Origin of the sequence: Streptomyces sp. HSW2009 (assembly GCF_040240285.1) — a bacterium.
Classification (GTDB): domain Bacteria; phylum Actinomycetota; class Actinomycetes; order Streptomycetales; family Streptomycetaceae; genus Streptomyces.
In genome coordinates this window covers 1-3,098 of sequence record NZ_JBEHZD010000748.1, presented here as the reverse complement: position 1 = coordinate 3,098, position 3,098 = coordinate 1, and the positions used below count along the sequence as shown (strand labels likewise).

Annotated in this window: 3 protein-coding genes, 1 pseudogene and 1 riboswitch; of the genes and pseudogenes, 2 read left to right on the top strand and 2 right to left on the bottom strand. The window is 76.2% G+C overall.

What is annotated here, in order from left to right; genetic code table 11:
- Window positions 1-156 precede the first annotated feature (156 nt).
- Entirely contained in the window at window positions 157-522 is a 366-nt protein-coding gene (locus AAHZ94_RS31680) for an Rv2175c family DNA-binding protein (RefSeq protein ID WP_349997157.1), read from the bottom strand.
- A 300-nt stretch (window positions 523-822) separates the two neighbouring features.
- The gene (locus AAHZ94_RS31675; protein ID WP_349997158.1) at window positions 823-2,001 is read right to left on the bottom strand and encodes an NAD(P)/FAD-dependent oxidoreductase; all 1,179 of its coding nucleotides are present in this window, start codon (window positions 1,999-2,001) and stop codon (window positions 823-825) included.
- 384 nt (window positions 2,002-2,385) lie between these two features.
- A riboswitch (TPP riboswitch) is annotated at window positions 2,386-2,497 on the top strand.
- A 46-nt stretch (window positions 2,498-2,543) separates the two neighbouring features.
- Between AAHZ94_RS31675 and AAHZ94_RS31670 the strand changes: the two genes are divergently transcribed.
- Together AAHZ94_RS31670 and AAHZ94_RS31665 are read left to right on the top strand one after the other, a co-directional pair.
- Window positions 2,544-2,771 (top strand): hypothetical protein, encoded by a 228-nt coding sequence (locus tag AAHZ94_RS31670; protein WP_349997156.1) that lies wholly within the window; start codon window positions 2,544-2,546, stop codon window positions 2,769-2,771.
- Between the two features lie 94 nt (window positions 2,772-2,865).
- Window positions 2,866-3,098, top strand: a pseudogene (locus AAHZ94_RS31665) (hypothetical protein); the annotation flags it as partial.

Genomic DNA, 3,098 nt, shown 5'->3' with positions numbered 1-3,098 from the left:
GGGGCGCCCCCCCCCCTTGGGGGGCGGCGCCGGGGGGGGGGGGGGGGGCCGGGGCCGGCCCCGCACCGCCGAGCGGTTGCGTGTACTACGGATGGCGAAGCGTCGCGGGCGCGCGGCGGGCCAGGGGCCCCCGGCGGTGGCCGGCCCGGGCCCGCGCTACACCGCGAGCGCCTGCGCCCGGCGCTTCACCTCCGTGCCGCGGTTCTCGCGGAGCGCCTGTGCGGGGGTGCCGGGGAGCGTCGGGTCGGCCGTGAAGAGCCACTCCAGCATCTCTTCGTCGGTGAAGCCGTCGTCCCGCAACAGCGTCAGGGTGCCGACGAGGCCCTTGATGATGCGGCCTTCGCCGATGAACTCGGCCGGCACCTGGAGCACACGGTTCTCGCCACGGCGCACCGCGATCAACTGGCCCTCCTTCACCAGTTGCCGCACGCGGGTCACCTCGACGTCCAGTAGCTCGGCGATGTCGGGCAGGGTGAGCCAGGTAGGGACGAGAGCATCGGTCTTTGCGTCAATCTCGGTCACGGGACAAGCCTGCCATCTGGGACTGACAGTCGGTAGCCGGAACGGTCCGCCGCCCCTCACGGTCACCCGTGACCGACCTCGATTGGACCGTTTGACCTGCGGTTTCCTTAGGCCGGTAGCGGCGGTGCGGATCGCGGCCGGGGCGCCGGTGGCCGGGCGTCGCCCCGCCCCGCCGTCCCCCGTTCTAGCCCGGGGCCACCCCGGAACGGACCGCTGCGGACGCCGCTGGCGATGCCGCTACCGGTGCCCCGGCCGGGGTTCCCGCGCCGCCCCGGCCGGCCGCCCCGCCTCCCCAACCCGCTACCGCACCGCCGACTTCAGCGGCACCGTCGGGTCGGTCGCGCGGGCCTCGTCGAGGTGGGCGGACTGTTCGATGAGCTTGCGGCCCTGGGTCAGATCGCGCGGGCGGCCGACCGCGAGGAGGGCGACCAGCGCCCCGTCCCGCAGCCAGCACACGGTCCAGGCGGCGCTGGTCGGATCGCCGCGCCAGAGCATCGTGTCCGCGCCCGCGTGGTGCCCGGCGTACTGCACGAACCGGCCGAACTGCTCGGACCAGAAGTACGGCACCGGGTCGTAGCGGTCCGCGGTGGTCAGGGCGGTCTCGCTGCCGACGATGTGGGCGGCGACCGTGCGCGGGCCCTGGAGCGCGTTGTCCCAGTGGTGGACGAGCAGCCGCGCCCCGTAGCGGGCGGACGGGAAGGAGACGCAGTCGCCGACCGCGTACACGTCGGGGGCCGAGGCGCGCAGGGCGTCGTCGGCGAGCACCGAGCCGTCCGGGGCGAGCGCGATGCCCGAACCCGCGAGCCACGCGGTGGCCGGCCTGGCGCCGATGCCGACGACCACCGCGCCGGCCGGCAGCCGGGTCCCGTCCGCGAGCAGCACCGCCCCCGGCTCGACCTCGGCGACCCGGGCGCCGGTCCGCAGTTCGGCGCCGCTGTCCGCGTACCAGGTGGCCATGTAGCCGGCCACCGCGCCGGGCAGCGCGCCGGCCAGCGGGCGGTGGGCGGCCTCCACCACGGTGACGTTGCAGCCCGCCTCGCGGGCCGCGGTCGCGAACTCGGCCCCGATCCAGCCGGCGCCGACGACGACCACGTCGTGCTGCTCGGCCAGCACCGGCCGCAGCCGCTGCGCGTCGTCGAGCGTGCGCAGCAGGTGCACGCCGGGCACGCCCTCGCTGCCGGGCAGCGCGATCGGCTCGGCGCCGGTGGCGATCACCAGGTGGCGGTACGCGACGGGGCCCGCGTCGGTGTCGACCAGCCGCTGACCCGGGCGTACGCCGCTGACCCGCAGACCGAGTCTGAGTTCGATGTCGAGCGCGGCGAAGTCCACGTCGAAGGCCGAGCCCTCGGCCTTGCCGAGCAGCACCGCCTTCGACAGCGGCGGCCGGTCGTACGGCTGGTGCGGTTCCGCACCCAGCACCACGACCTGGCCGGTCCAGCCCTGCTCCCGCAGCGCCACGGCGGTCTGCACCCCGGCCATCCCAGCCCCGACGATGACGACCCTACGGTCGCTGTGGCTCGGGCCACCGGTCACGTCGCCGCCCCTGCGGCCGATCTCCGCTTCCTCGGTGTCCTCGCTCACGCGATCACTGTAAGTCGGCCGGTGGCGCCGCCCGCAGCGCCGTGCGGGGAGATCTCCGACACAAGGTGGCCGACGTCGCCCGGCGGCCCTGCGGGGCCGTGCGGCGCGCTCGGAGTCCGGCCCCGCCGGTCGTGGTCCGGCAGCGGCCCGGTGGTGGTCCGGCGTTGCTCCAGCCGTGGTCCGACGGCGTTCCGGTTTCGTTCCGGCTGCGCTCCGGCGGGGCGGACGCCGCGGGCCAGATCCTTATCCGGGCCCCGTACGGCCGTATTAGGGTGGCAGGTGCACACCACTCGCGGGAGCCCGGACGCACTGGGCTGAGAGGGGGGCTGGCGGCCCCCGACCGTACGAACCTGATCCGGGTCATTCCGGCGAAGGGAGGGGCTGGACGCCCATGCACGCGTCTGCCAACGAGGGGGGTCCGGCGCCCGTGCCACCCCCACTTGACCATCGACGCCGTCCCGATCGACACCGTCCCGTCGGCGCGGATCGGCGCGCCCCGGTACGCGCCGGGCATCGGCGGCGGTGGGCACCGCTCCGTACCGGCCGACCGGTGCGCATCGCGCGCGTGGGCGCGCGGGGCGCCGCCTTCGCATCGCGACTTGTTCAGCCTGTTCAACCTGTTCAGTCTGTTCAACGGCGTACGACACGACGACCGGGTGCCCGGCTGACCGCGCCGTTCACGCGCCCCGCGGCCCGCTGCGGGACTGCCCCGGCCGCGCTTTCCCGGACCCGCGCGGTGCCGGCCGGCGTGCGGAGGCCCGCATGACGGGGGGCACGGAACGCGCCACGGGGCACGGCGTGGCGGACGGCGCCGATGGGTTGCCCGCAGCGGCCACTGCGGCCGGTGCCCGGGCGGACGGAGCAAGCGGGGCGGACGGGGCGGACGAGGCGGGTCGGGGGAACGGCGCGGGCCACGTGCCCGTCCCCGGTCCGGCCTCCGGTCCCATCGCCGCTCCCGCCACCGGGCCAGCCGTGGGACCGGCCGTGGTGCCGGC

Bases quoted from the DNA above. Each gene is read 5' to 3' on its own strand.
- AAHZ94_RS31675 (WP_349997158.1), bottom strand. From the start codon at position 2,001: ATGGCCGGGGTGCAGACCGCCGTGGCGCTGCGGGAGCAGGGCTGGACC.